The following is a 6,016-nucleotide window of genomic DNA, read 5'->3' as shown; positions in this document are numbered from 1 at the left end:
TTCATTGCCGGTTTAGTGAAAAATGCAATAACCCCGGTTAAAATAATCACCAATCCTGAAATAATAAAAGAGGTGTTCAGGCCTATTGTATCTGCAATGAAACCAATTCCAATCAGTCCGATCATTGATGGTATAAGGGCTACAGCATAAAATGTAGAGAATACTCTTCCAAGTGCAGCAGGATCTATTTTATTTTGTACCAATCCGGTAAATGCTGAATTGTAAACAGCTCCTGCTATTCCACTTATGCAGGTCAATATGGCAAACCATATATAACCGTTTGGGGATAAGATTCCTGATCCCATAAAAGCCATACCTAATAGGATGTAGGTCCAGTTAATTAATCCAACACGATTTACATTATAAACTTTAACTCCCATAATTGCACCACCTGCAAGTGCTCCAACACTCCACACTGCTTCTATAACCCCAGCCTGAAACTCTGTTCCGTTGAAATAATCTAATGTCATGAGAGGGAAAAGTACACTAATTGGTATAATAAAGAAAAGTATTATAATTGAGTAAAGAAAGACAAGACTTAGTCCTTTGTTTCTTAATACAACCATTGCTCCTTCTTTCATCTCTTTTAAGAAGTGACGCTCGCTGTTTTCTGTTTTCTCAGGATTCGGAATATTTACGAAAAAGAGAGAGGATACAGCGATTAATGCTCCTGCAACATCAAAAATAAGTACATACTCTATATCCCATATTGTAATCATCATTGCTCCTAATGCCGGACCGGCTATCTGACTCACAGATGCTATTATCTGGTTTATTCCAGCTATACGGGTTAACTGGTCGGAAGGAGCCAGTAGCGGTACAGAGGCTTGCATTGCCGGCATATGAAATGAAGATCCCACAGATCTGAGTGCTAATAATGCAAATATGTGCCACAGTTCTGCTTTGTCGAACCAGAAGAGGAGTGCAAGTATAAGTGTACAAAGAGCAATGAAAGTGTCAGCCAGCATCATTATTCTCTTACGGTTCCATCGGTCGATAAGCGCTCCCGTAAACGGTCCGATTACAGTTTGAGGAAGCATACCGGCAATTGCAGCAAAAGCTAATATTTCGGCTGATCCCGTTTGCAGACTTAGCCAAATGATAATTGCAAAATTAACTAGACTGCTGGTTAAAATAGAAAAAAACTGGCCACTCCAGATAATTGTAAAGGTTCTCTTCCAGTTGTTATTCATAAAAGTTGGACATTCTAATTTACAGCAAAAATTTTACAGACAGAGCTATAACAGTTTATCAGCACCAACTGTTTACAAATTGAGTAATAATTAAGAAGATTAATGAGAACTGTTTTTTAATTAAAAAACAGGCTTGCTAAAAGAGTAAAACCAAGTCCGCAAAAAGCTATTATTGATTCCATTACTGTCCAGCTCTGCAATGTCTGTTTTTCATTCATTCCCAGATATTTTCCTACAAGCCAGAAGCCACTGTCATTTACATGTGACAGTAATGTTGCTCCAGATGAAATTGAGAGTACTATTAATGCCCTTTGAGGATCGCTTAGGGCGAATTCAGAAATTAAAGGTGCTACAAGACTGGCTGCAGTAATCATTGCTACAGTAGCTGAACCTTGAGTTACTCTTACAGCAGCTGAAATCATCCATGCAAGTAGTATTGGAGGTAATGGTGAATTTACCATCGATTCAGCCATCATTTGTCCTATTCCGCTATCTATCAATACCTGCTTAAGTACCCCGCCTGCTCCTGTAATAAGGATAATAATTCCTGCGGGGCCCAATGCCTTGGTGCTGAGTGTTAGTATCTTCTGCTTATCCATACCTCTTTTTAGACAAAGAAAATAGATCGCTATTAATGTAGCTATTATTAATGCAGAGAAAGGGTGGCCTAAAAATTCAATAATGTCTGTCCAGATCGATTTACTTATCACCTCATTTGCAACTGCTACAGTTGTAAATGTATTTAATAGAATTAGAATGAGTGGTACTGAAATTATTATGGCAATTGAACTGAAAGAGGGATATTTTTTAGAGTCGAATTCCAGTTGAGTTTCCTCAAATACGTAATTATGTTCCAGGTGGATCTTTTTAGATATAAACTTTCCAAATACAGGACCGGCAATAATTGCGGTAGGTAATCCTATAATAAACCCCAAAAGAATTACCCAGCCAAGTTGGGCATTAATAATGTCAGCGACAGCTACGGGTCCCGGTGTTGGAGGTATAAAGCTATGTGTTACAGCTAAACCGGCGAGAAGTGGAATTGCATAATATAGCAATGATTTTTTTGTGTCGCGTGCAAGAGCGTATACAATTGGTACAATAATAATAAATCCAACATCAAAAAATACAGGAATACCTACAAGAAAGCCTGTAATGACCATAGCCCATGGAGCGCGATCCTTCCCAAATTTATTTATGAGATAGTGTGCCATAGATTCCGCACCTCCCGAACTTTCAAGCATCTGGCCGAAGATTGCACCAAGTCCTACAACAGTTGCTACGAATCCCAACGTACTGCCCATCCCTTCCTGAATTGATCTGGTTATGGCACTGAGTGGCATACCGGTTAGGATACCTACATATATTGCAATGAGCAGTAGTGATATAAAGGCACTTATCTTTAGTTTCAGCACCATGAATAGCAGTAGAAACACTGCAGAAACAATTATCAGCACTATTGTCAGAGTTGTCATAACTGTGCTTATAACTTAGAGTTTATGTACTATTATTTGTTCTCGAGCTCTTTTTTTCTTTTCAAAGCCTCAAGATAATAATAATCTGCATAATTCAGAGGCACATCAACCTCGGAGTTGTGAGGAAGACTTCCAACGGAGTGCATTAAAATAAAATCTCCATTTTCACCTAGTTCAGCACGATATTCAGGTCCTGACAGTGTAGTAATTATATTATCAGCAATTGACTTATAATCTCTATCGTTTGAGAACGTTGACAATTCATATAAAGCTGAAGCTAAAATAGCTCCGGATGATGCATCGCGATAGGTGTCAGGGATATCATCGGCACTTAGATCCCAATAAGGAACACCGTCTTCAGGATAGTTAGGGTGGTTGAGAACATATTCTGCACTTTTGATAGCCTGCTCAAGATATACAGGATTACCAGTTTCTCGATAACAGATAACAAATCCGTAAACACCCCAGATCTGACCACGAGACCATGTGCTTTCGTCAGAGAATCCTTGATGGGTATTTCTGTGCCTGACGCTCCCATCATTTGTGTCGTAATCGATTACATGCCATGTACTGTAATCAGGTCTGTAATGATTTTTAATAGTAGTGTTTGCATGGTTTATCGCAATATTATGAAATGTTGAGTCACCTGAAAGTTTTGTAGCTTCAAACAGCAGTTCCAGGTTCATCATATTATCTATTATTACCGGACACAGCCAATCATTGGATTTATTTGCATTCCAGGATTGTATTATACCTGCAGCAGGTTTGTATCGGGTAGAAAGTGATTTCGCAGCATTAATTATTACATTCTTGTAGGCTTCGTTACCTGTAAGTCTAAGACCATTGCCATAGCTGCAATAGATCATAAATCCCACATCATGGTTTCCTGTATAATATTGAATAGAATCCAGGGCTTCGGTATATTTAATTGCCAATGGTTTCCATTTTTCATCACCTGTCAACTCATAAAGATACCAAAGACTTCCTGGAAAAAACCCTGATGTCCATTCTGTTGCAGGTATATACTTCATCTCACCGTCAATAATAGATTTAGGATTCACTAAATTTGCAAAATCTTCAATCTTATCAATCATTAAAGAGTACTGATTCGCAGAAAATGAGACATTTTCTCCAATAAAACTGGTATCGTTCTCATCATTATGCTGGTTTGAAGAGCATGATACTATGAAAACTAATAAGACTGTAAAGTGTAACAGAGTTAATAAATTTTTCATATATAAATGTTTTTAAAATTAAAAAAGAGGCCACCTCGATCGAGAAGGCCCCTTTTGTACTGGTTAACGTGATATTAGCATTAAGGTAAAAAAGATTGTTTTAGGTTATCGATACAAAGATAGGCCACTATTTTGAATGAGCAAAATAAAAAAACATATTATAAAACATAGTTTTAGAATATGTTTTTTTGGATATTTGCATTGTTAATCACTTTAAGTTGCTGATTTATCATGTCTTAGGTGTATATATAAAAAAAGAGGATAAAACTTGATTCTACCCTCTTCTTAATTTTTATGAGAATTATTTTCTAATACCTAATTCTTTAATGATTGCACGATATCTTTCGATATCCTTGTCGATCAGGTAATCGAGTAAACGGCGACGTTTACCAACTAATACTCTCAATGCTCTTTCAGTGTTATAATCTTTTTTGTTTGACTTCAAATGCTGAGTCAAATGCGAAATACGGTATGAAAACAATGCTATCTGCGCTTCAGGTGAGCCAGTATCAGTGTTAGACTTTCCGTACTTTGCAAAGATTTCCTGTTTTTTAGTAGAATCTAAATACATGTTTGTTTGTAATAAAACGTTATAAAAACTTTGGGATGCAAAGATACCTCTAATTTTTTTATATACAAACGGTTTGCTGTTTTTTTCAATTTCGGCGACGTAATTTATCACTCAATCTCTTGATAGCATCATTTATTTCCTGATCAGGCTCTATAACATTATAATCGCCCCAAAAATCCGGATCAAGGAAATACTCTACTCTTTCAGCGATTACATCAGTAGATCTAATTCGTTCTTCTCTGGGAAATTTAATAACATTGTCAGTGTATCTGTCAGTTACAGCGATTTCTGAACCAATTGTATAGTTAGTGGCAAATAGTCCGAAGAAACGGTTGGTCCACCTTACTCTGAACTCTACCTCTGTACTACTATAATTAAAGTACCATTTTCCATCGTCTTCTATAAAATCAACCGTATACTGTGCTTTTTCAACCTCTACCCGCATTTTAGAAGGTTTACGCCTGATGAAAATATTTGATGCATCCTTTCTGTCTTCTACATTCATGTTGAATTCCATGCGGGCAAAAGCCAGTGATTCGTAATCAAGGTAAATTGTTCCTCTGAACAGTATCTCATCAATTTTGTTAATCGGCTGGAAATAAATTTTATAATGCGGCTTGTTATTAATATTTATAAGCCCCTCAATATGGTAGGAATAATCAGAACCATCTGTTCCAAATACTATCTCCGGATTTTTCGCAATATCCAGTAAAAGAGCGTCACTTATACCTCCCTGAAATTTCATAAGAACAGTGTCACGAGGAGATATATCTGTTGCCTTTCTGCCGATATATATACGAGCCTGATCGTTACTATAAGATCTGTAGGAGGCTTTATAAACATCCAGAACAGCTTCAACAAGTGAAATGTGCTTGGAGCCTTTTTTTACCGATTCGCGGTAGAATGCAACCATCATATTGGGTTCGGCTGCATAGTTTTCAGGAATTCTTCGTAATGCATCCTGTAGAAGATGAGTACCGTCTCCGGAAATAACCTGCAATTCACTTAACTGAATAGGAGATGGGACTAAAGTTATGTGATTGTTGGGACTATCTATAAGAGTGACAACCGGAATTTCCATGTTTGAATATCCAAGATGACGGATAATAAGTGTAGAGTTTCTGGATTCTGCCGGAACTCTTATGGAGAAATATCCATCTTGGTTGGTTACAGTAGATACATTTACACTTTGAACAGAAACACTTGCATTGACTAATGGTTGGTTAGTATCACCTCCTAAAACTCTTCCTCTAAGTACATATGTTGCATCTTGCTGTTGCACAATATTTGCCGAATTGAGGGCAGTAAAAGGGAACAGACTAAGGATCAGAAAAAAAGTGATTAAGTTTTTCATTTGATATGTTTCTTTTTATAAATGTGACTTATACAAAAAAGAATATTGATCCAATATCGTAACTAATTTATCTTCAGCTAACAAAGTAAACTAATTCGTACAAATATACAAATTAATATGAGATATTTAACTGTGAGCATTATATTATTGCGGTAACCCCGATAATTGATTAAATTTGTGCGTTTAAA

Annotated in this window: 5 protein-coding genes; all 5 read right to left on the bottom strand. The window is 36.7% G+C overall.

Features of this window, described 5'->3' with window-relative positions:
• Positions 1 to 1,193: MFS transporter (locus PHO43_RS04985; protein ID WP_288011505.1), on the bottom strand; the 1,193-nt coding region annotated here is incomplete at its 3' end.
• 116 nt (positions 1,194 to 1,309) lie between these two features.
• A complete protein-coding gene (locus tag PHO43_RS04980; protein ID WP_053826926.1) occupies positions 1,310 to 2,668 on the bottom strand; it encodes a GntP family permease in 1,359 nt (452 codons plus the stop codon).
• Between the two features lie 32 nt (positions 2,669 to 2,700).
• Entirely contained in the window at positions 2,701 to 3,903 is a 1,203-nt protein-coding gene (locus PHO43_RS04975) for a glycoside hydrolase family 88 protein (protein ID WP_288011504.1), read from the bottom strand.
• A gap of 301 nt (positions 3,904 to 4,204) precedes the next feature.
• Positions 4,205 to 4,474, bottom strand: coding sequence for a 30S ribosomal protein S15 (gene rpsO / locus PHO43_RS04970; RefSeq protein WP_045091064.1), 270 nt, complete (start codon positions 4,472 to 4,474; stop codon positions 4,205 to 4,207).
• A gap of 85 nt (positions 4,475 to 4,559) precedes the next feature.
• Positions 4,560 to 5,828, bottom strand: a complete 1,269-nt coding sequence (locus tag PHO43_RS04965; RefSeq protein ID WP_053826924.1) for a carboxypeptidase-like regulatory domain-containing protein — start codon at positions 5,826 to 5,828, stop codon at positions 4,560 to 4,562.
• Positions 5,829 to 6,016: the final 188 nt, after the last annotated feature.

Source organism: Lascolabacillus sp., assembly GCF_028696275.1.
Lineage (GTDB): Bacteria > Bacteroidota > Bacteroidia > Bacteroidales > Dysgonomonadaceae > Proteiniphilum > Proteiniphilum massiliensis.
This window is presented reverse-complemented; position numbering and strand designations above follow the sequence as displayed.